The 26896-nt window shown below is 71.1% G+C and carries 25 protein-coding genes and 1 riboswitch; of the genes, 8 read left to right on the top strand and 17 right to left on the bottom strand.

The genetic code is table 11. The annotated features are described in order from the left end of the window. Positions 1 to 48 precede the first annotated feature (48 nt). The 5 genes from AB3X52_RS07290 to ctaE all read right to left on the bottom strand — a co-directional run bounded on the left by AB3X52_RS07290 (position 49) and on the right by ctaE (position 5703). Complete coding sequence (locus AB3X52_RS07290; RefSeq protein ID WP_367992779.1) at positions 49 to 1089, bottom strand: LLM class flavin-dependent oxidoreductase; 1041 nt, start codon at positions 1087 to 1089, stop codon at positions 49 to 51. A 166-nt stretch (positions 1090 to 1255) separates the two neighbouring features. Further along, positions 1256 to 2983: a cytochrome bc1 complex cytochrome b subunit gene (qcrB, locus tag AB3X52_RS07295; RefSeq protein ID WP_437440540.1), complete on the bottom strand. Its 1728-nt coding sequence runs from the start codon at positions 2981 to 2983 to the stop codon at positions 1256 to 1258. Beyond that, on the bottom strand, positions 2980 to 4128 hold the full coding sequence (qcrA, locus tag AB3X52_RS07300; RefSeq protein WP_367992781.1) for a cytochrome bc1 complex Rieske iron-sulfur subunit: 1149 nt from the start codon (positions 4126 to 4128) through the stop codon (positions 2980 to 2982). Before qcrA ends, qcrB begins: the two co-directional genes overlap by 4 nt. Beyond that, positions 4125 to 5006, bottom strand: a complete 882-nt coding sequence (gene qcrC, locus AB3X52_RS07305) for a cytochrome bc1 complex diheme cytochrome c subunit (protein ID WP_367992783.1) — start codon at positions 5004 to 5006, stop codon at positions 4125 to 4127. Before qcrC ends, qcrA begins: the two co-directional genes overlap by 4 nt. Positions 5007 to 5037: 31 nt before the next feature. Next, entirely contained in the window at positions 5038 to 5703 is a 666-nt protein-coding gene (ctaE, locus tag AB3X52_RS07310; protein ID WP_367992785.1) for an aa3-type cytochrome oxidase subunit III, read from the bottom strand. A gap of 139 nt (positions 5704 to 5842) precedes the next feature. Between ctaE and AB3X52_RS07315 the strand changes: the two genes are divergently transcribed. Continuing rightward, on the top strand, positions 5843 to 6250 hold the full coding sequence (locus AB3X52_RS07315; RefSeq protein ID WP_367992787.1) for an Rv3143 family two-component system response regulator: 408 nt from the start codon (positions 5843 to 5845) through the stop codon (positions 6248 to 6250). Then, on the top strand, positions 6247 to 7272 hold the full coding sequence (gene trpD / locus AB3X52_RS07320; protein WP_367992789.1) for an anthranilate phosphoribosyltransferase: 1026 nt from the start codon (positions 6247 to 6249) through the stop codon (positions 7270 to 7272). Before AB3X52_RS07315 ends, trpD begins: the two co-directional genes overlap by 4 nt. Positions 7273 to 7309: 37 nt before the next feature. Here trpD and AB3X52_RS07325 read toward each other — a convergent pair whose 3' ends face one another. Then, entirely contained in the window at positions 7310 to 7588 is a 279-nt protein-coding gene (locus AB3X52_RS07325; RefSeq protein ID WP_367992791.1) for an Lrp/AsnC family transcriptional regulator, read from the bottom strand. 16 nt (positions 7589 to 7604) lie between these two features. Next, positions 7605 to 9425, bottom strand: coding sequence for a DEDD exonuclease domain-containing protein (locus tag AB3X52_RS07330; protein ID WP_367992793.1), 1821 nt, complete (start codon positions 9423 to 9425; stop codon positions 7605 to 7607). An 84-nt stretch (positions 9426 to 9509) separates the two neighbouring features. Between AB3X52_RS07330 and AB3X52_RS07335 the strand changes: the two genes are divergently transcribed. From AB3X52_RS07335 to AB3X52_RS07355, 5 genes are all read left to right on the top strand, one after another. Next, positions 9510 to 10775: an NYN domain-containing protein gene (locus tag AB3X52_RS07335; RefSeq protein ID WP_367992795.1), complete on the top strand. Its 1266-nt coding sequence runs from the start codon at positions 9510 to 9512 to the stop codon at positions 10773 to 10775. A gap of 67 nt (positions 10776 to 10842) precedes the next feature. Continuing rightward, entirely contained in the window at positions 10843 to 11079 is a 237-nt protein-coding gene (locus AB3X52_RS07340; RefSeq protein WP_367992797.1) for a hypothetical protein, read from the top strand. Between the two features lie 164 nt (positions 11080 to 11243). Next, positions 11244 to 11423, top strand: a riboswitch (cyclic di-AMP (ydaO/yuaA leader). Positions 11424 to 11474: 51 nt separating this feature from the next. Further along, entirely contained in the window at positions 11475 to 12425 is a 951-nt protein-coding gene (locus AB3X52_RS07345) for a C40 family peptidase (RefSeq protein ID WP_367992799.1), read from the top strand. A gap of 74 nt (positions 12426 to 12499) precedes the next feature. After that, on the top strand, positions 12500 to 13702 hold the full coding sequence (locus AB3X52_RS07350; RefSeq protein WP_367992801.1) for a gluzincin family metallopeptidase: 1203 nt from the start codon (positions 12500 to 12502) through the stop codon (positions 13700 to 13702). Next, a complete protein-coding gene (locus AB3X52_RS07355) occupies positions 13699 to 14910 on the top strand; it encodes a M48 family metallopeptidase (protein WP_367992803.1) in 1212 nt (403 codons plus the stop codon). The genes AB3X52_RS07350 and AB3X52_RS07355 overlap by 4 nt, the downstream gene beginning before the upstream one ends. A gap of 9 nt (positions 14911 to 14919) precedes the next feature. Here the strand turns inward: AB3X52_RS07355 and AB3X52_RS07360 are convergent, their stop codons facing one another. The 10 genes from AB3X52_RS07360 to AB3X52_RS07405 all read right to left on the bottom strand — a co-directional run bounded on the left by AB3X52_RS07360 (position 14920) and on the right by AB3X52_RS07405 (position 26301). Next, the gene (locus AB3X52_RS07360) at positions 14920 to 15051 is read right to left on the bottom strand and encodes a hypothetical protein (protein WP_367992805.1); all 132 of its coding nucleotides are present in this window, start codon (positions 15049 to 15051) and stop codon (positions 14920 to 14922) included. Positions 15052 to 15124: 73 nt separating this feature from the next. Beyond that, on the bottom strand, positions 15125 to 15364 hold the full coding sequence (locus tag AB3X52_RS07365; protein WP_367992807.1) for a Flp family type IVb pilin: 240 nt from the start codon (positions 15362 to 15364) through the stop codon (positions 15125 to 15127). Between the two features lie 285 nt (positions 15365 to 15649). Continuing rightward, a complete protein-coding gene (locus tag AB3X52_RS07370; protein ID WP_367992809.1) occupies positions 15650 to 16312 on the bottom strand; it encodes a response regulator transcription factor in 663 nt (220 codons plus the stop codon). Continuing rightward, a complete protein-coding gene (locus AB3X52_RS07375) occupies positions 16309 to 17913 on the bottom strand; it encodes a sensor histidine kinase (protein WP_367992811.1) in 1605 nt (534 codons plus the stop codon). The genes AB3X52_RS07370 and AB3X52_RS07375 overlap by 4 nt, the downstream gene beginning before the upstream one ends. Before the next feature lie 8 nt (positions 17914 to 17921). Next, entirely contained in the window at positions 17922 to 18836 is a 915-nt protein-coding gene (locus AB3X52_RS07380; protein WP_367992813.1) for a type II secretion system F family protein, read from the bottom strand. Position 18837: 1 nt separating this feature from the next. After that, positions 18838 to 20805 carry a type II secretion system F family protein gene (locus AB3X52_RS07385; RefSeq protein ID WP_367992815.1) on the bottom strand — a complete coding sequence of 656 codons (1968 nt, stop codon included), beginning with the start codon at positions 20803 to 20805 and terminating at the stop codon, positions 18838 to 18840. Further along, positions 20802 to 22376 (bottom strand): TadA family conjugal transfer-associated ATPase, encoded by a 1575-nt coding sequence (locus AB3X52_RS07390; protein ID WP_367992817.1) that lies wholly within the window; start codon positions 22374 to 22376, stop codon positions 20802 to 20804. The genes AB3X52_RS07385 and AB3X52_RS07390 overlap by 4 nt, the downstream gene beginning before the upstream one ends. Positions 22377 to 22379: 3 nt before the next feature. Next, a complete protein-coding gene (locus AB3X52_RS07395; RefSeq protein WP_367992819.1) occupies positions 22380 to 23558 on the bottom strand; it encodes a CpaE/TadZ family protein in 1179 nt (392 codons plus the stop codon). 19 nt (positions 23559 to 23577) lie between these two features. After that, a complete protein-coding gene (cpaB, locus tag AB3X52_RS07400; protein WP_367992820.1) occupies positions 23578 to 24345 on the bottom strand; it encodes a Flp pilus assembly protein CpaB in 768 nt (255 codons plus the stop codon). A gap of 168 nt (positions 24346 to 24513) precedes the next feature. Continuing rightward, entirely contained in the window at positions 24514 to 26301 is a 1788-nt protein-coding gene (locus AB3X52_RS07405) for an AMP-dependent synthetase/ligase (protein WP_367992822.1), read from the bottom strand. 152 nt (positions 26302 to 26453) lie between these two features. Between AB3X52_RS07405 and AB3X52_RS07410 the strand changes: the two genes are divergently transcribed. Further along, positions 26454 to 26894 (top strand): SRPBCC family protein, encoded by a 441-nt coding sequence (locus AB3X52_RS07410; RefSeq protein WP_367992824.1) that lies wholly within the window; start codon positions 26454 to 26456, stop codon positions 26892 to 26894. Positions 26895 to 26896: the final 2 nt, after the last annotated feature.

The following is a 26896-nucleotide window of genomic DNA, read 5'->3' on the forward strand; positions in this document are numbered from 1 at the left end:
GGTTGGGGCGGCCCCTCCACGCGTCTGAGCGCCCTGGGCGGGTCGGTCTCAGTCGGCGAGCAGCTCACGCACCCGCGGGACGACCTGCGTGCCGTACAACTCGATCGAGCGCATGAGGTGCTCGTGGGCGAGCGGACCGTTGCTGTACTTCAGATCGAAGCGGGTCGCCCCGAGCGCCTTGAGCGTCGCTGCGATCTTCTGCGCCACGGTCTCCGGCGACCCCACGAAGAGCGCCCCGGCGTCGGCCTCACGGGCGATGTCGTTCATCGAGCTCGGCGGCCAGCCGCGCTCGCGACCGATCCGGTCGCGGTTCGCCTTGAAGTGTGGGAAGAGCAGCTCGCGTGCCTCCTCGTCGGTGTCGAAGACGAAGCCGGGGGAGTGGACACCGATCGGGAGCGCGGGCTGTCCCGGGTGGAGCTCGTCCAGCGCGCGACGGTAGAGGTCGGCGTACGGCGCGAATCGCGCGGGAGCCCCGCCGATGATGGCGAGCATCATCGGGAAGCGATAGCGCGCCGCGCGTACGACGGACTCGGGTGACCCTCCGACGCCGATCCAGGCAGGGAGCGTCCCCCGGTCCGTCTTCGGGAAGATCTCCGCGTCGAGCGGGCCGCGGACGGTGCCCTCCCAGGTGACGTGCTTCTCGTCGCGGAGCCGCGCGAAGAGGTCCAGCTTCTCGCTGAAGAGGACCTCATAGTCGGCGAGGTCGAAGCCGAAGAGCGGGAAGCTCTCCGTGAAGGACCCGCGGCCCAGCGTGACCTCGGCGCGGCCGTTGCTGAGCGCATCCAGGGTGGCGAAGCGCTCGTAGACGCGGACCGCGTCGTCGGAGCTCAGCACCGTGACGGCGGTCCCGAGGGTGATGCGCTCGGTCTGCCCCGCGAGCGCGGCCAGCACGACGTCGGGCGCGCTGATGGCGAAGTCGGGGCGATGGTGCTCGCCCACGCTGAAGGCGTCGATGCCGACATGGTCGGCCAGGATCCCCTCGGCGACGACGTTGCGCAGCACCTCGGGGTAGGGGAGCGGCTCGCCGTTCGCGTCGTGGGTCACGTCGCCGAACGTGTCGAGCCCGAGCTTCACCGTGGTGTCTGTCATTCCTGCTCCCATCATGGTTGAGCAGTCAACAAGATCTGCGCCCTGGGGATTCCCGGTGCAAAGTCAGTCGGCCGAGTCAGCTCCATGGAGGCAGACTCGCCCGAGAAGACAGATCGAGCCGGCGTCCATGGACGCCGACTCGATCTGGGTGATGGTGCGGTGAGGATCAGTGGTCGCCGCGGAGCGGCTCGTCCTCGGTGAGGCGGTGGCCGTCGAACTGGTGGCCGTCGGCCGGGTGACCCTCGAGGGTCGCGACCGCGTGGGCGTCGTGCTCGGCGTGGGCGTGGGCCTCCTCGAGCTCCTCCGTGGTCGGCTTCTGCACGTCGTCCTCGTAGTAGAGCGTGCGGATCCGCGAGCGAAGCGTGGGCTTGCCGTTCGCCTTGAGCTCGTCGTCCTCGCCGGCCGGGCCGCGGTCGCGGACCGTCATGGCGAAGGCGCGAGCCTCGTCGATCGGCAGGTGCTTCTCGGAGTATGCGCCCTCGGCCGACCGCATGATGATGCCGGTCTCGTAGCCGTGGAGCAGCGTCTCGTTGTCGTGACGCTGGAGCGAGATGCACCAGCGGCGGGTGACGTAGAACGCGATCACCGGCGCGACGAACACGAGAGCGCGCAGCGCGTAGGTGATGTTGTTGATCGAGGAGTGGAGCTTGATCGCGATCAGGTCGTTGCCGCCGGCCAGCCAGAACATGGAGTAGAGGGTCATCAGGGCGACCATCGTGGCCGTGCGGGTCGGCGCGTTCCGCGGACGCTGGAGCAGGTGATGCTCACGCTTGTCACCGGTGATCCAGCTCTCCAGGAAGGGAAGCAGGAGGAGCACGGTGAAGAGCAGACCGGGCAGCACGATGACCGGCAGGAAGATGTTCCACGACCAGGTCGAGCCCCAGAAGTGGGACTCCCAGCCCGGCATGATGCGGAGCGCGCCGTCGGGCCAGCCCATGTACCAGTCAGGCTGCGAGCCGGCGGTCACCTTGGTCGGGTCGTAGGGACCGTACTTCCACACGGCGTTGATCGACAGCAGGCCACCCATGAGCGCCGTGACGCCGAAGGTGATGAAGAAGAACCCGCCCGCCTTGGCGGCGTAGACCGGAAGCATCGGGAAGCCGACGACATTGTTCTCCGCACGGCCGGGACCAGGCCACTGCGTGTGCTTGTGGTAGACGAGCAGCAGCATGTGGGCTGCGATCAGCGCGAGCAGCAGGCCCGGGATGAGCAGGACGTGGATGGTGTAGAGACGCGGGATGATCGAGTCACCGGGGAACTCGCCTCCGAAGAGGAAGAACGAGATGTAGGTGCCGACGATCGGGATCGACTTCATGAAGCCGTCCGCGGCCCGGACACCGGTGCCGGAGAGCAGGTCGTCGGGGAGCGAGTAGCCCGTGAAGCCCTCGAGGGTGCCGAGGAGCAGCAGGAGCGAGCCGATCACCCAGTTGAGCTCGCGCGGCTTGCGGTGAGCACCGGTGAAGAACACGCGGAGCAGGTGGATCATCATCGCCGAGATGAAGAGCATCGCGGACCAGTGGTGCATCTGCCGCATGAGCAGACCGCCACGCACCTCGAACGAGAGGTGGAGCGCGGAGGAGTAGGCCTCCGACATCTCCACGCCACGCAGCGGCGCGTAGGGACCCTGGTAGCTCAGCTCGGACATCGAGGGCTTGAACCACAGCGTCAGGAAGATGCCCGAGAGCAGCAGGACGACGAAGCTCCACAGGGCGATCTCACCGAGCATGAAGGACCAGTGGTCCGGGAAGATCTTGCGCAGGTTCTTCTTGCCCATGGCCGCGAGGCCGAGGCGCTCGTCCGACCAGGTGGCCAGCGCGCCGAGACGTGTCGGCTTCGACGCGGTGGCGGCGTTGCCTCCGTTGCTGGAGGCGACCTTCGAGGTGTCGACGCTCACTGACCCGTCTCCTCACCGCTGGTCTTGGTGTAGTTGTCGTAGACGTCCTGGAGCGAGTGGGTGTTGCGCTCCCAGTAGCTGGGGCCCACAGGCTCAGGGTAGTCGCCGAGAGCGATGAGGAAACCCTCATCGTCGACGCCCAGCGGAAGCTGGGGGAGGTGGCGACCGGCCGGACCGAAGATCACCTTGCCGCCGTCCGCCAGGTCGAAGGTCGACTGGTGGCAGGGGCAGAGCAGGTGGTGGGTGGTCCGCTCGTTGAGCGAGATCGGGCAGCCGACGTGGGTGCAGATCTTGGAGTAGGCGACGATGCCCTGGACGGACCAGTTGCGGGTCACGTCGCTGACGATGTCGTCGGGGTCCATGCGCAGCAGCACGGTGGCGGCCTTCGACTTGGCGACCTGCAGCGGGGCGCCCTCGAGGACGTCGTCCTCGGCGACGGGCATGCCCTTGTCCTTGCCGAAGATGATCTCCGGCTCGGCGTTGACCAGGTCACCGATCTCCAGGTCGCCCGGACGGATCGGCGTGCCGATGACGTCGCGGACGACGCGCATCTGGCTGCGCCAGACGGTGTGCTCGAGACCCGCGCCGGGGTAGTCGGCGGCCGCGGTGACGTCCTTGTTGGTGGGGCCGAGGTCCTTGAGCAGGACGACGGCGGGCACACCCAGGAGCGCGACCGAGCCGATCAGGGTGTTGCGGATCAGCGGGCGGCGGCCGATGCCGGACTCCTCGAGACCGGCCTGGAGCGCCGCGACCGTCATCGAGCGGTCCTCGCCCGAGGAGGAGGCCGGGTGACGGAGCTCGACCATCTCGACGTCGGCCATGAGCTTGCGGGCCCACTGGATGACGCCGATGCCGATGAAGAGCAGGGCGCCGCCGAGAGTGCCGCCGAGCGCAAGGTTGGACGCGCCCCAGCCGAGGAACGTCGGGCCGTCGACGCCGGTCTTGAGCGTGATGTAGAAGACGACGAACAGGACGGTGAAGACCGCCGAGAGGCCGAAGAACGTGGCGACCTGGCGCTCAGCCCGCTTCTCCGCCCGGGGGTCGACGTCCGTCGGACGCCAGTGATGCTCCGGGAGACCGGGGTCGGGCAGCAACGCGTCGGTGTGCGCCTCGATCTCGTGGGAGCCGTCGTGAACCTCGGTCACGCCTCCAGTCCCTTCTTCTTCTTCGTCGAACGCGTGGTGTGGGCGGCGATCCAGACGGCGAAGCCGACGAGGACGCCGAGCCCGACGACCCACGCGAAGAGGCCCTCGGACACCGGACCGAGCCCGCCGAGGCTGAAGCCGCCGTACCCGGGCTGCTTCTTCATGGACTCGACGTAGGCGATGACCGCCTTCTTCTCCTGCGGGCTGATGTTGCCGTCGGAGAAGGTGTCCATCGACTGCGGGCCGGTCAGCATGGCCTCGTAGATGTACTTCGGGTCGGTGTCGAGCAGCTTGGGCGCGTAGCCGCCGCGCGGCATCGCGCCGCCCTCACCGGTGAAGTTGTGGCAGGCGGTGCAGTTGGTGAGGAAGATCTGGCCGCCGAGCGTGACGGCCTCCTCCTTCGCCTTGTCGCTGCTGTAGGTGCTCGGGTCGTACTGGTTCTTCTCCGGCACGGCCGGGCCCGCGCCGAGGCTGGCGACGTACGCCGCGAGGGCGTCGATGTCGTCCTGCTCGAACGTCGGGCGCTTCTTCTGCACCTGGGCGCCCGGCTGGGCCATCGGCATACGGCCGGTGCCGACCTGGAAGTCGACCGCCGCCGCGCCGACGCCGATCAGCGACGGGCCGAGCAGCTTGCCGTCCTGCGCCTTGAGGCCCTCGCCGTTCTGACCGTGGCAGGTCGAGCAGCTCACGAGGAACAGCGCGCGCCCCTTCGCGACCTTCTCCGCCTGCGTCTGGTCGGACTGGGCGGAGGAGGCGGGGGAGAAGACGGCGTACAGGCCGCCGGTGAGTGCGAGCGCGACGAGCAGCAGCACGACACCGGCGAAGGGGCGGCGACGATGCCGCGAGAGACGACCGACGGAGCGGTTCAGGAAACGCACATTCAGTCCTTGTTCTTCGACGGTCGGGAAATCACTTGATCAGGTAGATCGTGGCGAAGAGGCCGATCCACACGACGTCGACGAAGTGCCAGTAGTAGGACACGACGATCGCGCTGACGGCCTGCTCGTGGGTGAACTTCCGGGCGACGTAGGTCCGGCCGAGCACGAACAGGAAGGCGATCAGCCCGCCGGTGACGTGGAGGCCGTGGAAGCCGGTGGTGAGGTAGAAGACGGTGCCGTAGGGGTCGTTCGCACCGAGGACGCCGGAGTTGAGCTTGATGCCCTCCTGGATCAGGGAGGCGTACTCCGTGGCCTGGCCGGCGATGAAGACCGCGCCCATGACGTAGGTGAGGATGAACCACTCACGCAGACCCCACTGGGCCACGTTGAGGACCGAGCCCTTGCGCCCGACCTGGCCGCGCTCGGCGGCGAAGACGCCGAGCTGGCAGGTCAGCGACGACAGCACCAGGATCGTGGTGTTGACCGACGCGAACGGCACGTTGAGATGGGACGGGTCCGCCTCCCACACGCCGGGGCTGACCGAGCGGATCGTGTAGTACGCCGCGAAGAGGGCTGCGAAGAACATCAGCTCGCTCGAGAGCCAGATGATCGTCCCCACGCTCACCATGCTCGGGCGGTCGTGATGGCCGTGCAGCCGGGATGCCGGAATCGTCGAAACTGTCGCCACGGGCGCCATTATGTCGTGACCGTTCCGGGACGGCACCCCGACCCCCTGACGTTGGTCGTCGTTGATGTCACAACGACCGGTTTCGCGCGCGAGGACGGCGGTGAGAGGCGCCTGCCATGAGCGCGCGTACGACGGTAGAGTCGCGGCCGTGACCGACCCTACGAAGCCGCTCAAGGTGCTCGTCTACAGCGATGACGTCGACGTCCGCAAACAGGTGATCCTCGCGCTCGGCCGGCGTCCGCACCCCGACCTTCCCGAGGTGGAGTACGTCGAGGTCGCGACCGAGCCGGTCGTCGTCGCGCAGATGGACGCGGGTCACATCGATCTCGCCGTCCTCGACGGCGAGGCCGTCCCGGCCGGTGGCATGGGCATCGCGAAGCAGCTCAAGGACGAGCTGCGGCACTGCCCGCCGATCGTGGTGCTCACCGGCCGGCCGCAAGACGGCTGGCTGGCGACCTGGTCGCGCGCGGAGGCGTCGGTGTCGCACCCGCTCGACCCGGTCGAGCTCGCGCGGACCGTCGTCGGTCTGCTCCGGCCCGCCCACGCCACCGCGTGAGCGCCTGGGCCGAGGTCCTCACCACCCTGGTGGCGGGGGAGGATCTGACCGCCGAGGCGACCGCGTGGGCGATGGGCGAGATCCTCTCCGGGGACGCCACGCCGTCACAGATCGCCGGGTTCGCCGTGGCGCTGCGCGCGAAGGGCGAGACCGTCGAGGAGATGGTCGGCCTCGCCGACGGCATGCTCGCCAAGGCCAACCCGATCTTGGTGCCCGGTCGCCTGCTCGACATCGTCGGCACCGGCGGCGACCGGTCGTTCTCGGTCAACATCTCCACCATGTCGGCGATCGTCGCTGCGGGTGCGGGCGCGAAGGTCGTGAAGCACGGCAACCGTTCCGCCTCCTCGAAGTCGGGCTCCGCCGACGTCCTCGAGGCGCTCGGCATCCGACTCGACCTGCCGGTCGAGCGGGTCGCGGCGATGGCGGAGGAGGCCGGGATCACGTTCCTGTTCTCGGCCGGCTTCCACCCGGCGATGAGGTATGCCGCGGTCCCGCGCCGCGAGCTCGGCATCGGCACGACCTTCAACTTCCTCGGGCCGCTCACCAACCCGGCCCGTCCCGCCGCCAACGCGATCGGCTGCGCCGACGCGAGGATGGCGTCGGTCATGGCGGGCGTCTACGCCGCACGCGGGGTGGACGCGTGGGTCTTCCGAGGCGACGACGGTCTGGACGAGCTGACCACGACCACCACCTCGCGGCTCTGGGCCGTGCGTGCCGGGGAGATCACCGAGCACACCCTCGAGCCGCTCGACCACGGTCTCGCCCGGGCCACTACCGAGGACCTGCGCGGCGGCGACGCCGCCCACAACGCCGAGGTCGTACGACGCCTGCTGGCCGGCGAGCGTGGGCCGGTGCGCGACGCCGTGCTCCTCAACGCGGGCGCCGCGCTCGCGGTCTACGACGCCGGCGACGGCACCCTCGATGAGCGGCTTGGCGCGGGCATCGCCCGGGCAGCCGAGGCCATCGACTCCGGCTCGGCGCAGCGGCTGCTCGAGCGGTGGGTCGAGGCGTCGTCGCGCTGACTTCTCGGCGGGAACGGGTGACTTCTCGGCGGGGACGTCAGTCCAGGCCGAGGCTGAACGCCGACTCCAGGTCGTGCTGGGAGTAGGTGCGGAAGGCGATGTGGGTCTCCGTGGACTGGATGCCGGGGACCTTGTTGACCCGGTCGGCGACGACGGTCGCGACGTCGTCGTGGGTGCGGACCCGCACGATGGCGATGAGGTCGATCTGGCCGGTGACGGAGTAGACCTCGCTGACGCCGTCGAGACCGGCGAGCGTCTCCGCCACCTCCGGGATCCGGGCGACGTCGGCCTTCACGAACACGATGGCAGTGATCACCAGGGCAGCGTAACGGTCAGCGCGCGGGTTGGTGGACGGTCGGGAGCGTGCGTCGCTCGTCGAAGGGCACCAGCGTCTTGCGGGACTCGTTGACCGCGTCGTGCAGGGCGAGGTGTCGGCTGGCGCCGCCGATCGGGCAGGTCCACTCGCCGTCGACGTCGACCAGGCGGATCCCGGGCGACTCCAGCCAGCGCAACACCAGCTCGGTCTCCTCGGCGCTCGCGGCCGGGACGGGGCCGGGTGCGGCGGGGACGGTCTCGGCGGACGCGCGCAGCGAGGCGACGTAGTCATGGGCGTCGGCGCCGGCGGGGATCACGCCGGCGGCCGCCAGGCGTCCGCGCCGGACCACATGCACCGCCCAGCGGCCATCGTCCTCCCGACGGGCGGCGACCACCTCCGGGCAGCGGGTGAGGGCGGACAGCCGCTGGGTGCGCGCCGCGGCACGGACGAAGGCCGCGAGCCGGTCGCGGTGGACGCCGGCCTCCTCGAAGCGCTCCTCCTCGGCGAGCGCGGTCATCCGGCGGTTGATCGCGTCGACGACCTCGTCGGGCCGCTGGCGCAGCGTGTCGCGGAGCTGGGCGACCAGCGCGGCATAGGTCGTCTCGTCGACGCTGCCGTCGCAGGGGCTCAGGCAGCGGCCCATCTCGGCGAGCACGCAGGGTGACTTCGTCGGCGTGCGGCCGAGCCGCTCGGAGCACTGCCGGATCGGGAAGGTGTCGTGGAGGGCCTGCAGCGCCTTCTCCGCGACCTTCTTGGAGCTGAACGGACCGAGGTAGTCGGCGTCGTCGTCGAGGACCCGCTTGACCAGCGAGAGCCGGGGCCAGGGCTCGCGGGTCAGCTTGACGAAGTGGACCTTCTCCGGGAAGCGGGAGCGGCGGTTGTAGCGCGGCTTGTGCTCGGCGATGAGCCGCAGCTCGCGGACGGAGGCCTCCAGGGCGGTGGCGCACTCGATCCCGGTCACGGTCGTCGCCAGGCCGACCATCTCGCCCATCCGGGAACGGGTCTCGGAGGCGGTGAAGTAGGAGCGCACACGGGTGCGGAGGTCCTTCGAGGTCCCGACATAGAGCACCCGGGAGCGGTCGTCGCGGAAGAGATAGACCCCCGGCGCGTGGGGGAGCGTCTCGGCGAGGTGGCGCTTCTTGCGCTGCGCGGCGCTGACCCGGGAGGAGAAGGTCTGGAGCTCCTCGAGGGTGTGGACGCCGAGGTTGCCGAGCCGCTCCATCAGCCCGTGGAGCACGTCGACGGTGGCGCGGGCGTCGGAGAGGGCGCGATGGTTGGGCGTCGTGGTCGCGCCGAAGGCGACCGCGAGCGAGCTGAGCTTGCAGTTGGGCGCGTCGTCGCGCGTGATCACCCGGCGGGCCAGCTTGGCGGTGTCGACCACCTCGAACGCCGGCCACGGCCGCCCCTGCTTCTCCGCGAAGAAGCGCAGGAAGCCGACGTCGAACGGCGCGTTGTGGGCCACCAGGACGCAGCCGCGGGCGAACTCGAGGAAGGCGGGCAGCGCGGACTCGATCCCCGGGGCGTCGGCGACCATGGCGTCGCTGATGCCGGTCAGGACGGCGATGAACGGCGGGATCCGGGTGGCCGGGTTGACCAGGGTCTGGAACTCGCCGAGGATCTCGCCGCCGCGGACCTTCACGGCGCCGATCTCGGTGATCATCGAGCCGCCCTCGGCCGAGCCGCCGGTCGTCTCGAGGTCGACGACGCAGAAGGTCAGGTCGCGCAGTGGCCGGCCGAGCTCGTCGAAGCTGCGCTGGGTCTCCCAGCGCGAGACCCGCCGCTCGAGGGCCTTGCGCCGCAGCTCCTCGCGGGCCGCCCGGACCAATGTGCTGCTCATGGCGATGACGTTAGGGGCGAGGACCGACAGTTCCCGGGAGGAATCGCGGAGGGCGAAGTACGCCGCCCGCCTATCCTTCACCGCATGACGGCCCCGACGACGCCTGCGCTGAGCGCCCTCCCGGACGCCGTCCGCGGCAAGGTCGTCAGCCTCGTCGCGGCGGCTCTCCCCGAGGTCGTCCGGCTTCCGCCCGCGCTGGCGCGGGTGGCGTCGTTCGCCCCGGCGCGCCGCGCGAAGGCGGGCGCGACCATGATCGTCGCCGCGCTCGGCGACGAGACCGGTGACGAGCTCCGCGAGCGGATCGCGCACCACCTGGCCGAGCCCGCCGGCGACCTGGACGGCGCCGACCCGGTCGAGGTGGCCGCGCGCGCCTGGCTGGTGCGTCCGGAGGGCTGGACCCAGGTCCTGGTCGAGGCGCTCGCCCGGATCGCCGGTGCCGCCGGCCCTGCCGCCGGCGAGGAGGAGGCGCGTCTGCGTGCGCGGGTGGCCTCCCTCGAGGAGGAGCTGCGGGACACGCGCGCCGACCGCCGGGCGCGGCTCGACGAGCTCAAGGCGGAGAACGCCACGCTGCGGCGCAAGCTCGGCGAGGCGCGCAGCCGCGCCCGCGAGGCGGGAACGGGGAGGGAGGAGGCGCTCGCGGAGGCGCAGGAGGCGCGGTCGCGCGCCGAGGAGCAGGTCGCCGAGCGGGACCGGACGGTGCGCCAGTTGCGACAGCAGGTCGAGCGGCTCGAGTCGGAGCTCGGCGCGCAGCGCCGCGCCGTACGCCAGGAGCGGGACGACGCCGGCCTGCGCGCCCGCTTCCTGCTCGACACCCTGCTCGACGCCGCCTCGGGGCTGCGCCGCGAGCTCGCGCTCCCACCCGTCAACGGCGCGCCGGGGGACCGGGTCGAGGCGGAGCTCACCGGACTGACCGCGTCCGGTGCCGCCACCGTCGTGGTAACGGGCGGCCCTCACCTGGAGCAGTACCTCGCCATGCCGCGGGTGCGGCTGATCGTCGACGGCTACAACGTCAGCAAGAGCCTGTGGCCGAGTTCGTCCCTCGAGGCGCAGCGGATCCGCCTCCTGCAGGCGCTCGCGCCGGTCGTCGCCCGCACCGGCGCCGAGACGACGGTGGTCTTCGACGCCGCCGCCTCGGAGCACCGTCCGGCCGTCGCCGCACCGCGCGGCGTCAAGGTCGTCTTCAGCCCGCTCGGGATCATCGCCGATGACGTCATCCGCGACCTGGTCGCCGCCGAGCCGGTCGGGCGGGTCGTCCTGGTGGTCACCGACGACCAGGAGGTCGTCCGGGACGTACGCCGCGACGGGGCGCGCCCCGTCGCCGTCTCCGCGCTCGCGGGGCTGCTGGGCTAGCGATCCGACACGCCGGTGCGCGACACGCCGGTGAAAACTGTCGGTGGCGCCTGGGAGCGTCACCGACATGACGACGAGAATCGACTGTGACACCTGCGCGGTGCGCGGGCTGGCCTGCCACGACTGCGTGGTGACCGTCCTCCTCGGCCCGCCGCCCGAGCTGACCTTCGACGACGAGGAGCGCCGCGCGCTCGACGTCCTGGCCGAGGGTGGCCTCGTGCCGCCGCTGCGGCTCGTGGAGCCTGTCGACCCGCCGCGGTTCGAGAGCGACCCGCACGACGACGAGGGGCTCGCCTTCGGATGACCGCGGCCGTGACGTCGGACACGAAGACACGGTCCGTTCGCGGCGTCACCACAGGTTCTCCACAAAATCTCTCGGGGGGATTGGCAAGCGCCCCGGACGCTCGGCTACTGTCAGGGCACTTGGTGCTCGTGGAAGTGGGCCAACCGGTCCGCGCGAGCGCCGCGTCGAGTCTCGACCCGCATCGGGGTGGGTCGGGAGCCGGGGACCCACCGGCGCCGCTCGCGGTGCCATCTGGGGTGCATCCCCTGCAAGGCGGCCTGCCTCAGGCGAGCCGTGGAGCAGGGGTAGGGCCTGTCGTGCCCGAACCCGTCAGCTGACCCGGTAGGCGTACGACAAGCAAGGGAGACCGCCCGCTCGTGTTGAACGGTCGGAAGCGACTCGCCGCAGGTCTTGCGGTGGCCGCCGTCGTGGGGATCGCCGGGATCATCCCCACCGGCACCACTGCCGAAGCGAAGCCCTCGGTCAAGGACGTCCAGCAGCGCGTGGACACCCTCTACGAGCAGGCTGAGCAGGCCTCGGAGCACTACAACGACGCCCGCCTGCGCCTCAAGGCGCTGCGCTCGGAGCTCACGGACCTCAAGGCGGACCAGAACCGCCAGACGACGGCGCTCAGCGGCGTCCGCGAGCAGCTCCGTGACTCGCTGCTGGACCAGTTCGAGGGTTCCGGCATCTCGGCCGTCGGCCAGGCCGCGTTCTCCTCGGACCCCAAGGACTTCCTCGCCGGGATGACGACCGTCTCGGCGGTCAACAGCGTCCAGGGCGACCTCCTGGAGCGCTACCACACCCAGGTCAGCGCGCTCGACATCCGCCGCAAGGCGACGCAGAGCCGCGCCGACCAGGTCGCCAAGACCGAGGCGCAGCTCAAGAGCGACAAGGCGGAGATCCAGCGCAAGCTGTCCGACGCCAAGGAGCTCCTTGCCTCGCTGCAGGAGAAGGAGCGCCAGGAGGTCCTCTCCCGCGACTCCACCCGCCTGCCCACCTCCAACGTCCCGGTCAGCGGCCGCGCCGCCGCGGCGGTCCACTACGCGATGGCGCAGGTCGGCAAGGCCTACGTCTACGGCGCCGCCGGCCCGAGCGCGTTCGACTGCTCCGGCCTCACCATGATGGCGTGGGCCCAGGCCGGCGTCGCGCTGCCGCACTCGTCGTCGGCTCAGTACGGCATGGGACCCCACATCGCGGAGTCCGACCTGCGCCCCGGCGACCTGGTCTTCTACTACAGCCCGATCAGCCACGTCGGCATGTACATCGGCAACGGCCTCATCGTGAACGCCGAGAACCCCTCGGTGGGCGTCAAGGTGACCGGCCTGCACACGATGCCGTACGTCGGCGCCGTCCGGCCCGGCTGAGCCGGCCGCTCCACGGCTGAGCCGCTCCGCTGGCCGAGCAGAGACGCCTCAAGGCCGGTCGCCCACGCTGGTGGGTGGCCGGCCTCGCGTCGTTCCTGGCCCTCGTCGTCGCGGGCGTGCTGGTCTGGCAGCTGCACGGCTCGGGGGAGTACGTCGCCCCGCGACCGTCCCCCTCCGCTGCGCCCCAGGCCGACCCCGGGGCCGCCAGCAGCGCCCTGAGCGCGTTCGTGGCCGATGTCCACGCGCGCCGGACGGTCCCCGGCAGGAGCGCGGAGGCGGTCGTGCTGCGCAACGCCGCCGCCGTGCGGGTGACCGACTTCTCGGCCCGCTTCGTCGCCCAGAGCGGCACGGTCGCCGCCGACGGCTCCTGGAGCGCCGATGTCGAATACACCTGGCGCTTCGCCGGCTTCGACGCCCGGTCGGTGACCGAGGAGGTGTTGACCCGCTTCGCTCCGGCGAGCGGCCACACGCTCCGCATCGCCGGCTTCGGCGGGGAGGCGGGCTCCGACGATGACGAGAAGACGCCCGTCTGGCTCTCCGGGGCGGTCGAAGTGCGTCGTACGCCGGGGACGCTGGTGCTCGTCCGCGGCGACGCCAAGGAGGCGGAGCAGTACGCCGCGCTGGCGCGCACGGCCGTCACGACCGTCCGTCGGGTCCTGCCGTGGCCGAAGCCCCACCTCGTGCTCGAGGTGGCGGCCGACGAGGCCGGCCTGGAGGCCGCGCTCGGCGCGACGCAGGGCAGCTATCGCGAGGTCGCCGCGGTGACGGCCACCGTCGACGGCTCCGGGAGCCCGTCGGCGCCGGTGCACGTCTTCGTCAACCCCGACACCATCGGCGCGCCCGACAGTCAAGGTGCCCAGGTCGTCATCAGCCACGAGGCGACCCACCAGGCGACGAACGCCGCGACCGACACCGACCTGCCGATCTGGTTGAAGGAGGGCTTCGCCGACTACGTCGCGCTGCGCGACGTCGACCTGCCGCTGCGCACCACGGCCGGCCAGATCCTCAAGGACGTGCGCAAGAACGGGCCGCCCAGCCACCTGCCGGGGGAGGCGGACTTCGACTCCCAGGCCGACACCTTCGGTGAGGAGTACGAAGCCGCGTGGCTCGCCTGCCGCGTGCTCGCGGAGGTCGGCGGCGAGGACGGCCTGGTCGAGGTCTACGACCGGGTCGAGGCCGGCGCGCCGCTGGCCCGGGCCCTCCGGTCGGTCACCGGCCTGTCGGTGGGGGAGTTCACGAAGGCCTGGCAGGAGCATTTGTCACACTGGGCGGCGTGACGCGACTCTCCTGGCTGGTCCTGACGGTCGGGGCGGTGGCGTTCGTCGTGGTCGCCTGGCTCCTCATCCCGTGGCATCCCTATCCCGGCGGCCCGCTCCGGCTCCCGGCCGCCGACTCGGTCTTCACCCAGGCGCAGATCGACCGGGCCACGGCGTACTCCCACGTCGCGCGCTGGATCGGCCGCAGCGCGCTCGTGGTCTCGGTGGTCGTGGCCTGCGTGCTGGGCTTCACCCGGGTCGGCCGGTGGGTGACCTCGCGGCTGCCGGGCCCGTGGCCGGTGCGTGCCGTCCTCGCGGTGCTGGTCGTGGTCGTGGTGGGGCGGCTCTTCACGCTGCCGCTCGAGATCGCGTTCCAGCGGGAGGAGCGGATCTACGGGCTCTCCTCGCAGCCGTGGTCGCTGTGGCTGCGCGACCAGGGTGTCTCGACCGGGATCTCGGTCGTCGCCGCCTCGCTCGCCGTGCTGGCGCTGCTGGCTTGCACTCGGCGCTGGCGGCGCTCCTGGCCGCTCGTGGCGGGTGTGCTGCTCGCCGTGCTCGTCGTGCTGGGCTCGTTCGTCTATCCCGTGCTCGTCGAGCCGCTGTTCAACCACTTCACGTCGCTGCCCGACGGGCCGCTGCGCACGCAGGTGATGGCGCTCGCCCAGAAGGAGGGTGTCCACGTGGACGACGTCCTCGTCGCGGACGCCTCGCGCCGGACGACGACGCTCAACGCCTACGTCACCGGCTTCGGCAGCACCCGCCGGGTCGTGCTCTACGACACGCTGCTCGACAGCACCTCGCGGCGGGAGGTCCTTTCCGTCGTCGCGCACGAGCTCGGCCACGCCAAGCACAACGACGTCGCCATCGGCACGGGCCTCGGGGCCGCCGGCGCGCTCGTGGCTGTGGGCCTGCTCGGACTCATCGCGGGGCGACGGTACGACGGCCTGACCGACCCCGCCGCTGTACCCCTCCTGCTGGCGCTGTTCGTGCTCGGCAGCGCGCTCGCCACGCCGGTCGAGAACGTCCTCAGCCGGCAGATCGAGACCCGGGCCGACGTCGCGTCGCTGGTGACCACGCGGGACCTCGACGCGTTCGTCGACGTGCAGCGTCAGCTCGACGTGCGCTCGCTCACCGACCCCACCCCACCGGCGTTCTCGCAGTGGTGGTTCGGCTCCCACCCGACCTCGCTGCAGCGGATCGCGATCGCCCACCGGGTGCTCGGGAAGTAGCCGCCCGGCTCAGCTCGCGAGGCGGCCCAGCGAGAACAGCGCCGTCGTCAGGAGTACGGCGATCCCGGTCAGCAGCAGGCCGTAGCGTGCGCCCGGTGCTCTGCGACAGCGCCGGGTGAGGAAGGCCCGCACACGCCTCATCCTCGGTTCCTTCCTTCAGTGCAAAGGCGCCGCGGTCTAGGAGACCGCGGCGCCTTTGCTAGGACGATTGCCGTCAGTCGGTCGGGGTGTCGCAGTTGACCGTCGACGTCACGTCACCCTGCGTCGTGCTGCAGACGGTGTCGGCACTGTTGTGGAACATGTTCGTGATCTTCCCGCCGAAGAAGAAGACGCCGGCAATGACAACGAGCGCAATGCCCGCAACGAGCAGGCCATACTCGACGGCCGAGGCGCCGCGCTCTTCATTGCGCCGCATGGTGAAGATGTTCCGCAGGCTCGCGATGAAGCTGTGCATAGTTGTTTTCTCCCTCATGGATGCCCGGGTTGCTCCCCCGGGACCTGGTGTCGCGAGACACCCGCCCCGCGTGACTCCTATCGTTCCGAAGTCCCGGATCCGGCGAATCAGGCGAGCGTGCGAACCGGGATGGTCCGTTGGGACTATCCGCGGATGACACCGAGAGGACCAGGGTCTGGGCCGTTCGGGCACCGCGTCCCGTGCCACGAGTCTGAGCGCGCGAACGCCCCGATCGGAAGACTATCCGTCGGGGCGTTCGAAGCCGGAAGGACCGGCTGGAGAGGCTCAGGCGCTGATCGGCCGCACGCTGGAGAGCAGTCCGATCCGCATGGCGGTGACGAGCGCCTGGGCGCGGTTCTGGGCGCCGAGCTTCTGATAGATCCGGGCGATGTGGGACTTCGCCGTCGACTCGGAGAGATAGAGCCGGGAGGCGATCTGGGCGGCGCCGAGACCGTCGGCGAGCAGGACGAGGACCTGGTGCTCGCGCTCGGAGAGCTTGGTCGACTCGCCGCGGGCGCGGCGCAGCATGGCGCCCATCAGGCCGGCGCAGACGAACGATGTCGGCGCGACCACGGCGTGGCGGACGGCGCGGACGACCTCGCCGGCGGGCGCGTCCTTGCCGACGAAGCCGGAGGCGCCGGCCTCCATCGCGGCGAAGATCTGCTCGTCGCCGGAGTGCATGGTGAGGATGATGATCCCGACGGTGCGGTCGCGCTTGCGGATCGCCCGGACGATGTCGAGCCCGGTGCCGTCGCGCAGTTGCAGGTCGGCGACGACGACGTCGGGCTTGACCCGGTCGTAGGCCGCCACCGCCTCGGCCACGCTGCCGGCCTGCGCGGAGACGCAGAGGTCGTCCTGCTGGTCGAGGACGCCGGCGAGGCCGGCGCGGATGAGCTCGTGGTCGTCGACGAGCAGGATGCTCGTCTCGGACTGGCTGGGTCGGATCATGCGTCAGCTCCTTGGGTGACGGATTCCCGCACTCGCCCCGGGGAACGGGGCGCGGGGACGGTCACGGTCACGGTGAGGCCCCCACCCGGCGTGTCGCTGAGGGTGAGGTCGGCACCGATGAGGTGAGCGCGTTCCCGCATGATGGAGAGTCCGTGCGACCCACGGCGGGGGCCCTGGAAGCCGAGCCCGTCATCGGTGACGGTGATCGTGGCCTCCGGGGCGCGCACCTGGCAGTGGACGTCGATCCTGCGGGCGCGGGCATGCTTGACCGCGTTGTTGAGAGCCTCCTGGGCGATGCGGAAGAGCTCGCCCTCCACCTCCGGCCGGAGCCGGTCGGTGTGCTCGTCGAGGGTCACGTGGACCGGCACGCCCGAGACCTCCGCGAGGTTCCGGGCGAGCGTGCCGAGCGCGGCGCCGAGGCTCTCGCTGGCGCCGACGTTGGTGCGGAGCGAGACCAGCGAGCGGCGTACCTCCGCCACGATCGCACTGATCCGCTCGCGCAGGATCTGGAGCCGCTCGGGGGCGACCGGGCCGCCCGCGGCGAGGGCGTCCACGAAGTAGCCCAGCGACGCGAGGTCCTGGGCGACGCCGTCGTGCATCTCCCGGGCCAGCCGGCGCCGCTCCTCGGTCGTCGCGGAGTCGCGGAAGGCGGCGAAGAGGAGCGCGGTGTCGAGGTGGACCGCCCGGTCCCGCAGCCGCGCTCCGAGGCGCTGCAGGACGGCGGCCAGGCCGATGCTGTCGGGGTCGACGCGCTCGGAGAGTGCGCCCACGACGACGCCCGCCGTTCCGGCGTCGGTGGCCAGCGGGAAGGCGAAGTAGCGCCCGACCACGACCGGCATCTCCAGCGTCCAGGCCTCGACGCCGACCTCCTCGCAGACGGTGAGCTCCTCGGTGCCGAGCGAGCGGGTCAGCAGCGGCGTCAGTGCGTCGCCCCGCGGGACGTAGAGCGCCAGCGCCGAGGTCGGTAGCACGTCGCCGACCTCGGTGAGCACCTCGCCGCCGAGCGCGACCGGGTCCAGGTCGGTGTCGAGCCCATGGGAGATGGAGATGAGGCGGCGCAGCAGGCTCTGGGCGTGCCGGTACGGCGCGAGCGGGTCGCTCTCCCGGTGGAGCATGCCGTGCAGGAACGCGCCGATCAGCCCGAGGCCGAGTCCGGCGAAGCACCAGCTGAAGACGGCGTACGCCTGGTCGGGCGTCGGCTGCTGCCAGGCGGCGAGCATCACGGCGGCCAGCGCCCCGAGGACGGCGGCCAGCGAGCGCAGGAGCCCGCGGACGCTGCAGCACAACCCGGCGACGAACGGGGGTACGACGAGCGCACCCAGGACGGCGCGCGAGTCGTTCAGCGCGACACCGCAGAGCGCGCCGATCGCGATGCCCTCGAGGACGGTGAGCGCGCCGGGGATCGTGCCCGGCGCGCGGTCGGTCACCCCGTCGCCGGGATGGGCCTCGGCGAGGGTGGTGAGGACCCAGACCGCACCGATGGCGAGCAGCACGAAGACCGCGGTCGCATCCTGGGCCCACAGCACCGGCACCAGCAGCGCGACGAGCACGAAGAGGCGCGCCGTGGCGGCGAGGCGGAGTTGTTGCCGTCCTGGGAACACGGCGGCCGCTAGAACTTTCCCATGATCTGGAGGGCGGCGGGGCCCATGATCATGATGAAGAGGCACGGCAGGATGCAGAAGATGAGTGGGATGGTGATCTTCACCGGGACCTGCTGGGCCTTGGTCTCCGCCCACTGGCGGCGCTTGACCCGGATCTCGCTGGACTGGACGCGCAGCACGTTGGCGATCGGGATGCCGAACGCGTCGGCCTGGACCATCGCGCTGATGAAGGACTTGAGGTCGTCGAGCGAGGTGCGCTCGCCGAGCCCGCGGAGCGCCTCGGCCCGGCCTGTGCCGAGTTGCATCTCGCGCAACATCCGGGAGAACTCCTCGGCGAGCGGGCCCTCGGTGTTGCGGGCGACCTGCTGGACCGCGGCGTCGAAGCCGAGGCCGGCCTCCACGCTGATCGCCATCAGGTCGATGGCGTCGGGCAGCTCCTTGCGGAGCCGCTCGGTGCGGTCGTAGGCGCGCTGGTAGAGGAAGAGATCCGGCGAGAAGAAGCCCGCGGCCGCGCCGATGGCCGTCATGAGGATGCCGGTCATCAAGGAGACCCCGAAGATGACGCCGAGGCATCCACCCATGACGGCACCGAAACCAGCCGCCATCACCTTCCCGGAGACCACGCGGTCGACGGTCCAGCCAGTCGGGTTCCCGGCCAGATCGAGCTTGCGGCGGATCCGCTCAGCGCTGTCGGAGCCAGCGAGCCGGCGCCCTACCCGGAGGGCACGCTCGCGCGTCGGCTCAAGGATGCGGTCGGCGAAGGACCGGTCGAGGTCCTTCGTCAGCTCCTTCGGCGCGTCGGTCATCGCCTCGAGGACGGCCAGCGAGCGGGTCACGCCACCCTCGCCGGGCTGGAGCGCCATGGCGACGAGCGTGATCGCGCCAGTGACGCAGATGAAGCCGAGGAGCAGGAGCAGGATCACGTCAGACCTCCACCTTCACGAGCTTCTTCATCCAGAAGATGCCGACGAGCAGCCAGAGGATCGCGCCGACGAACATCACGAGGCCCCGGGGATCGTTGAACAGCGGCATGACGTATTTCCGGTTCGTCAGCAGCAGGTACACGAGGAAGAGTGGCGGAAGGGCGCCCAGCACGATCGCCGAAAGCTTCCCCTCGGCGGCGAGCGCGTCGACCTGTCGCCGGAGGTACTGCCGCTCACGCATGGTCCCGGCGACCGTGTCGAGAAGCTCGGCCAGGTTGCCGCCGACCTGCCGCTGGATCTTGATCGCCATCACCACCCACGCGAAGTCCTTGCTCTGGAATCGCTCGGCGATCCCTTCCAGCGCGTCCTCCAGCGAGACCCCGAGACGGTTCTCGATCAGTACCCGCTTGAACTCGGAGGCAATCGGCTCCTGCCCCTCGCGGACGACGGTGTCGACCGCCTGCGCGAGCGAGAGCCCCGCGGAGAGCGAGCCCGAGATGAGCTGCAGCGTGTCGGGCAGGATGGCGGAGAACTTCTTCTGCAGCCGGCTGCGGCGCAGGCCGAGATAGAACCACGGACCGACCGCGCCGAGCAGCAGGAAGATGAAGCCACCGAGGACTCCGCCGACGAGGAGCCCGAGCAGGGCCACGCCCACCGCGACGCCGAGGTGGAGCAGCAGCCATTCGGCCGGCTTGAGCGGGCTGCCGGCCGCCTCGAGCCGCCGGGAGATCCGGGCCTCGAGGCCGCGGTTGCGCCGCAGCAGGTCGTCGGCGGCCTTCTTCGCGCTCGCGATGACGTGGTCGGTGTCGCTCTTGTTGGCGCTCGGCGTCGGCGTCCGGGCGTGCTTGGCGGTGTAGGTGAGGATGCGCTGCTCGGGGCTCTCGACGGCCCGGCGGACCGGGACGAGTGCGAGCAGCAGGAGGAGCAGACCCAGGCCCACGACGGCCGCGCCGGCGTACATCGCCCAGCCGGGGAGCACGATGCCGCGCGTCGTCGACGACGACGGCAGAACCGTCGACGCGGCGACCGCGGTGGTGCTGGCGGTCGTGGTGGTCGAGCCGCTGCGCAGCTCGGTGTCGAGCGCGGAGGCGGTGAGCGCGGAGCCGGCCTCGGTGGGGATCCTCACCGCGACCTGACCCGACGTGCCGGTGAAGCCGGCCGGGAGGGTGGCGGTCACGACGAGCTGACGGCTGAGCGCGTCGGCCTCGGCCTCGAAGCGCTGCTGCAGCGTCGCGGGGTCCGCTTCGAGCACGTCACCGTCGGCAGGTCTCACCAGGCGGTGGAGCGCCGTGAGCGCGCTGTCGGACTCGTCCACGGCGACCGTGTCGATGAGCACCTTCGCGCGCGTGACCGCGGTGGCGGTCTGCGCGAGCGTGGCGCTGCTGCCGACGTCGGCACCGTCGGTGAGCACGAGGAGCGAGCGCTGGCCCTGGGGGCCGGCCAGGTCGATGGCCGCGCCCACGCCGTCGTACAGCTTCGTGCCGTGCGACAGGGTGAGCCCGTCGATGATCGAGCTCGCCTTCGCGCGGTCCTGCGACGGCGCGAGCGCCGTGGTGACGTCGCCGGCGAAGGTCACGATGCCGAGGTAGACGTCGTGGGGGAGCGTCGTGACGTACTCCTCCGCGGCGGTCTTGGCCGCGGCCAGCCGCTTCCCCCTCATCGAGTCGCTGGTGTCGATCGCGAGGATGGCGGTCCGGCGTACGACGGCATGCGACTGCGCCTGCTCGGCGGTCGCCTTCGCGGGGTCGCCGTCGATGGTCACGGTCACGCCGGAGAGGTCCGGCGTCGCGTCGGTCGGCACGGAGACGAGCATCCGGACGCCACCGTCGGTCTGCTCGAAGTGGGTGATCCGGGCGCCACCGGCGTCGGCGGCGCGTGCGGGCGAGCCCAGCATGAGCGCGCCGAGGACGACGCCCAGGGCAGCGACGAGTGCGGTGACGCGCCGGCCCCGCAGGAAGGGGCCCGTCACAGCCGGTCCGTCACGAAGATCAGCGGGTCGACGGTGACGTTGGCGTCCGCCATCTTCTCCAGCACCTTCGGGCGCAGGCCCGTCGGACGGATGCTGCCGAGGACGCGGCCGTCGCCGTCGAAGCCGGCGCTGGTGTCGAAGAGGAACACGTCCTGGAGGGTGATGACGTCGCCCTCCATCCGCTCCACCTCGGTGATGTGGGTGATGCGCCGGGTGCCGTCCTTGAAGCGGGTCTGGTGGACGATGAGGTCGACGGCGGAGGCGACCTGCTCGCGGATGGCGCGCACAGGCAGGTCCATGCCCGCCATGAGCACCATCGTCTCCATGCGGGCGAGCGTGTCGCGCGGACCGTTCGAGTGCAGGGTGCAGATCGAGCCGTCGTGGCCGGTGTTCATCGCCTGCAGCATGTCGAGCGCGGAGGCGTCGCGGACCTCGCCGACGATGATCCGGTCGGGACGCATGCGGAGGCTGTTCTTGACCAGGTCGCGGATGGTGACCGCGCCCTTGCCCTCGATGTTCGCGGGGCGCGCCTCGAGCCGGACCACGTGGTCCTGCTTGAGCTGGAGCTCGGCGGCGTCCTCGATCGTCACGATGCGCTCGTCGTCGGGGATGAAGCTCGAGAGCACGTTGAGCGTCGTGGTCTTCCCCGCACCGGTCGAGCCCGACACGATGACGTTGAGCCGGCCGCGCACGGCCGCCTCGAGGAACTCCCTGCTCTGCGGGGTGACCGACCCGAAGCGGAGCAGGTCCTCGATCGTCAGCGGGTCGGCGGCGAACTTCCGGATCGTCAGCGCCGAGCCGTCGACCGCGAGTGGCGGCACGACCGCATTGACGCGGCTGCCGTCGGGGAGGCGGGCATCGACCATCGGACTGGACTCGTCGACCCGGCGGCCGATGCGCGACACGATCTTGTCGATCGTGCGCCGCAGGTGGGCCTCGTCGGCGAAGTGGGCCTCGGCCCGCACGAGGCGGCCGTGCCGCTCGAGCCAGATGTCGTGGTGGCCGTTGACCATGACCTCGGAGACGTCGGGGTCGCGCAGGTAGGGCTCGATCGGCCCATAGCCCAAGATGTCGTCGGTGATCTCCTGCGTGACCCGGATGCGGTCACCCGTGCTCAGCGGCCGGTCCTGCGCGGACATCACGTCGGCGAGGACCGCGCGGACCTGCTTGTCGAGCTCCTGCTGGGTCATGTCGGCGTCGTACAACCGGGGCCCGAGCTGCTTGAGCAGCTCGCTGTGGACGCTGCTCTTGAGCTCCTCGAGACGCTCCTCCTGCTGGTCGCCGAGCTGACCGCCGAGCGTGCGGCGCGGCATCTCCTCGGCGGGCCGTTTCACGAACTCCACCGGGGCGTGCGCGCCGGGGTCGACCGGGGCGCCGTCGGGAGCGACGACCGCACGCCGCCGGCCGACGTACGGTGCGATCGGGGTGTCGTCGGGACCGGCGTCAGCCCCCGCGGGCTCAGGCGCGAAGTCACCGGCGTGGGCACCCAGGACGACGGGCCCGACATCGGACCCGGCGTCGGGGCCGCCGACGCGGGCACGGGCCGCGGCGAGGCGCTCGGCGAGGCTCATCTGCTACCTCCGCTTGAAGAACCGGCGGGCGGGGGCCTGCTCGGCGGGCTGGTCGGTGAGGGTGACCGGCGCGGCGATGTCCTGGCCCGCCAGGTGGGAGGCGAGCTGGAGCAGCGCGACGCTGCCGGGGTGGCGGGGGTTCCGCGTCACGATGGGGACGCCGGTGTTGGTCGAGGCGGCCACGTCGATCGACGACGCGACCTTCACCACCGGCGTGAGCCCGAGGATGCTCTCCACCCGCTCGGGGCCGAGGCCGACCTCGTCGTCGGAGCGGTTGAGCAGCAGGTGCCGGCGGTCGGGGGCGACGCCGAGGAGGTCGAGGGTCTCGAGCGCGACCTTGACGTTCTTGAGCGTGGGCACGTCGAGCGTCGCGACCAGCACGATGTCGTCGGTGGCGTCCAGGGCGGTGAGCGTCTGCTCGTCGAAGGACGGGGACGTGTCGAGGACGACGTAGTCGAAGGTCTCCCGCAGCGCGCGCAGCATCCGCGCGACGAGCGCGGGGGAGATCCGCTCGCGCACGTCCGGGTGGGTGGGCGCGGCCAGCACCATGAGGGAGCCCTCGTGGCGGGTCAGCAGGCCGTCGACCAGCTCGGCGTCGAGCGAGGACTCGGCGCCGATGGCGTGCTCGATCGTGTGGGTCGGGAAGAGCTGCATCGTGATCGCGACGTCGCCGAACGCCAGGTCGAGGTCGACCAGGCAGACCCGCCGGGCGCCCTGCTCGGTGAGTGCGAGGGCGAGGTTGACCGCCACGGTGGTCTTCCCGACGCCGCCCTTGGGGGACCAGACCGTGATGACCCGGCCCTGGTGGGCGGCGCCCGACGGCCCGCGCAGGGCTGTGAAGAGCTCGTAGGCACGCTCGACCGCCTTGGTCAGCGCCTTCGGCTCGTCGAGGGGTACGACGTCGCGCGCTCCCGCCTGCATGGCCGCGGCCAGCGCCTCGGTCGTGACCTCGTCGACGACGAGGACGACCGAGACGGTCGGGTGGGAGGTGCGCAGGGCATCGCAGACGACGAGGGCGTCGCCGAGCGGCATGGACGGACCCACCACGACGACGTACTCGTCATGGTGCTGGCCGAGCCAGGCCTGCATCCGGTCGGTGGTGGCGACCACCTGGGTGCCGGTCGGGAGGCCGGGGAGCAGGTCCGCGGCGCTGGCTTGTTCGGGTTCGATGACGACGGGCATGACTCACTTCACCTCTGGCTCACTCGAAGAGGTTGCCGAGATCGGTCCTGGGTCCGGCCTTCACGCCGCTCTTGGAGCCGAGGAGCGCGAAGGAGAGGGCGCCGTTCTGCTGGGCGAAGAGGACCTTCTGCGCCTGCTTCTGGGTGACGGCGAGCGTGATGAGCGTGTTGGGCAGCGTCTCCGTGGGGGCGGCCGAGCCGCCGGTGGCGCTGTCGGTGCTGGAGCCGGTGGACGTCGTGGTCCCCGCGGCGGGGGTCGAGCCGACGCCGAGCACGGTGACGTCGGGCAGCAGCAGCCGGGTGAAGGCGGCGCCGCCGGCGTCGCTGCCGTTGAGGAACACCGCGACCCGGGAGCCCGGCTCGACATAGCCGGCGACGCGGGCCGGGTCGGTGAGCGTCACCGAGATGGCGACGTGCTTGGCCGGGATCGGCAGGCTCGTGGTCGTCGCGGCGCCCGCCTTGTCGCCGAACTCGGCGGCGAGGATCTGCTGGCCGGGATAGATCGGGGCGAGCGCCGACGTGCCGGTCAGCGAGCTCACGCCCTCCTGGCCCAGCGCGCCGGGGACGACGTCGGCCGTGACGACCGACCGGGTGTCGATCTTCCCGGCCTTGACGGCGTCGTCGAACGACTCGCCCTGCGCGATCGCCTGCGTCGCGGTCAGGACCTGCCGGGTCGCGAACTGCGCCTGGGCGCGGCTGTCCGCGCCGTGGACGTAGAGCAGCACGAGGACCGCGCCCAGCGCGGCCACCAGTGCGGCGGCGACCACAAGAATCCTGCGTCGCTCCATGACGACCCCTCCACTGTGTGCGCTGCGGGCGCACCCCGTATCCCGTCGGGGATATCCCTCGTCGGGAACGCTAGTGGCGGGGGAAGGACCAGGAACCGGTTTTGAGACCGTACGAACGGGTGGTCTTCACGCCGCCGGTCTAGTCCGTTCGGGCTAGTGGGCGGTCGGTCAGCGGTAGAGCGCCTCGACCTCGTCGCGGAACTCGCGCATGACGACGTTGCGCTTCAGCTTGAGGCTGGGCGTGAGCTGGCCGCCCTCCTCGGTCCAGGCGTCGGGGATGATCTGGAACTTCCGGATCGACTCGGCGTGGGAGACGGCCTTGTTGGCGTCGTCGACGGCCTTCTGGATCTCGGCACGCAGGTCGGGGTCGTCGACGAGGTCCTCGATCCGGTCCGACTTGCCGCGGGCGCTCGCCCAGGCCGGGATCGACTCGGGGTCGAGGGTGACGATCGCGCCGATGAAGGGCTCGCCGTCACCCACGACCATGCACTGGTCGACGAGGAGGTGGGCACGGAGGCGGTCCTCGAGGACGGCGGGCGCGACGTTCTTGCCGCCCGCGGTCACGAGGATCTCCTTCTTGCGGCCGGTGATGCGGACGAAGCCCTCGTCGTCGACCTCGCCGAGATCACCGGTATGGAACCAGCCGTCGCTGAGCGCCTCCTCGGTGGCGTCCTCGTTGCCCCAGTAGCCGGTGAAGACCTGGCCGCCCTTGAAGAGCAGCTCGCCGTCGTCGGCGATCCGGACGGCGGTCCCGGCGATGGGCCGCCCGACGGTGCCGATCTTGATGGCGTCGGGGAGATTGACGGTCAGCGCGCCGGTCGTCTCGGTCAGGCCGTAGCCCTCCAGGACGGTGAGGCCGAGCCCGCGGTAGAAGTGGCCGAGCCGCTCGCCGAGCGGCGCGCCGCCGGAGACGGCGAACTCGCAGCTGCCGCCGAGCGCGGCCAGCAGCTTGCTGTAGACCAGCTTGCTGAAGACGGCGTGCTGGGCCTTGACCCGGAGCGGGACCCGGCCCTTCTCCTGGGCCCGGGAGAAGGCGATCGCCACGTCGGTCGCGATCGCGAAGATCTTGCCCTTGCCGTCGGCGACCGCCTTCTGGGAGGCGGTGTTGTAGACCTTCTCGAACACGCGCGGCACGGCGAGGATGAAGGTCGGCTTGAACTCGCCGAGGTCGTCGAGCAGGTTCTTGATGTCGGGGGAGTGGCCGAGCCGGGTGCGCGACTTGATGCAGCCGATCTGGATGATCCGCGCGAAGACGTGGGCGAGCGGCAGGAAGAGCAGGGTGCTGGCGCCCTCGGTCTCGAAGAGACGCTCCAGCTCGCTGACGGCGACGCCGAGCTCGAACATGAAGTTGCCGTGCGTGAGGATGCAGCCCTTGGGCCGCCCGGTCGTGCCCGACGTATAGATCAGCGTCGCGATGGAGTCCGGCGTCAGCGCCGTACGCCGCCCCTCGAGCTCCTCGTCGGAGATGTCGGCGCCGAGCTTGACGAGGATCTCGACCGCGTTGTCGGCGAAGGACCAGACGTGGTCGAGGTGAGCGAGGCCCTCGCGGACCTCGACGACCCGCGCCACGTGGTCCGCGCCCTCCGCGACGACCGCGCGGGCGGAGGAGTCCTGCAGGATCCAGTGGACCTGCTCGGCGGAGGAGGTCTCGTAGACGGGGACGGTGATGGCGCCCGCGAACCAGATCGCGTAGTCGAGCAGCGTCCACTCATAGCGGGTCTTGGAGAAGAGGGCGACCCGGTCGCCGGCCTGGATGCCGGCGGCGATGAGCCCCTTCGCGACCGAGGAGACCTCGGCGAGGAACTGCGCCGACGTCACGTCCTGCCATCCGCCCTCCGAGGCGGGGCGGCTGAAGACGACGTCCTGCGGCGCGACGGCGGCGTTCGTCACGACGTCGTCGGTGAGGTTGCCGGTCCGAGGGATCTCGAACGTCGCCGGCGTGGAGAACTCGCGCACTAGGGCCTCCGCATACTCCTGGTAGGTGTCCAGCGGGAGGTTACCCCGGTCACAGCCGGAGCGGTCACCCGGGACACGATCCGGTACGCTCCCCACCGTTCACGCCCCTGCCCACGAGACGACCCGACCTGCCCCGCGCGGAGGACCTTCCCATGGCCGACCAGACCACGTCGTCGATCGTGATCGACGCGGCTCCCGCCGACGTCATGGCGGTGATCGCGGACTTCCCGGCGTACCCGTCCTGGGCGAAGGGGATGAAGAGCGTCACCCCGCTCTCGACCGGCTCCGACGGGCGGGCCGAGCGGGTCCGGTTCGTGCTCGACGTGCCGCCGATCAAGGACGACTACGTCCTGGCCTACACCTGGGACGGCGACCGGGAGGTCCGCTGGACGCTCATCGAGGGCACTCTCCTGCGGATGCTCGACGGCGCCTACGTCCTGCGCGACCTCGGCAACGGGTCCACCGAGGTCACCTACCGACTCTCGCTCGACGTCAGCATCCCGCTCATCGGCATGCTCAAGCGCAAGGGCGAGAAGATGCTCATCGACACCGCGCTCCGGGGGCTGAAGACGCGCGTCGAGTCACCGAGGTGAGG

This window comes from Nocardioides eburneus, from assembly GCF_040838215.1.
GTDB classification, from domain to species: Bacteria; Actinomycetota; Actinomycetes; order Propionibacteriales; family Nocardioidaceae; genus Nocardioides; species Nocardioides eburneus.